The 827-nt window shown below is 67.7% G+C and carries 1 protein-coding gene; it reads right to left on the reverse strand.

The features are described from left to right. Positions 1–80: 80 nt before the first annotated feature. The coding region (locus EN994_RS33555; protein WP_164746536.1) for an MBL fold metallo-hydrolase at positions 81–827 on the reverse strand (747 nt) is incomplete at its 5' end.

Genomic DNA, 827 nt, shown 5'->3' on the forward strand with positions numbered 1-827 from the left:
GCTCGACCAGGAAGGCGCCGGTCAGGTTGGCGCCGCGCCGCCCGAGTGAGGCACGGGCGCTTGGCAGTGGGCTGCGTTGCCTATCCGGCCGGCGTGAAAATGCCGTCGATGGCCGGTGCGGCATCGGTCACAACCAGACCGCGCGCCGTCAGATCCTCGAGATGGGCAAGCACCGACAATCCGGCGGCGCCATGCAGCCGCGGATCGGTATCCCTGTAGATCGCCCTGACCATGTCGGGAATCGTCCGGTCGCCTTCTCTGACCCGCTCCAGGATGGCTCGCTCGCGCATCTTGCGGTGCGTCTTCAGCCCGCGCATGAAAGCGCGCGGTGCCGTCACCGGCCCGCCATGTCCGGGCAGCAGCAAGCGGTCCTCGCGGTCGATTAGACGGTCCAGCGAGGCCATGTAATCGGCCATCGCTCCATCCGGCGGGGCGACGATGGAGGTTGCCCAGGCCATGACATGATCGGCCGAAAACAGGATGCCGGTTCCTTCCAGCGCGAATGCCGCATGATTGGCGGTGTGGCCCGGGGTCAGAACCGTCCTGATCGACCAGCCGTCGCCATCGACCGCCTCGCCGTCGGAAAGGGCGATGTCGGGAACGAAAGCCATGTCTGCACTGGCGTCGAGCGCATTGGTCTCGCCGATGTGCAGGGCTCTTGCCGGCCGGTGCGGCCCCTCGGCCAGCACGATGGCGCCGGTGCGCTCTTTCAGCCGGGCCGCCAGCGGGGAGTGGTCGCGATGCGTATGGCTGACGAAGATATGGCTGACTGGCCGGCCTGCGATCACTTCGAGCAGGGTCCGCAGATGCGCCTCGTCATGCGGCCC

It is taken from the genome of Mesorhizobium sp. M7A.F.Ca.CA.002.09.1.1 (assembly GCF_003998555.1).
In the GTDB taxonomy this organism is placed as follows: domain Bacteria; phylum Pseudomonadota; class Alphaproteobacteria; order Rhizobiales; family Rhizobiaceae; genus Mesorhizobium; species Mesorhizobium ciceri.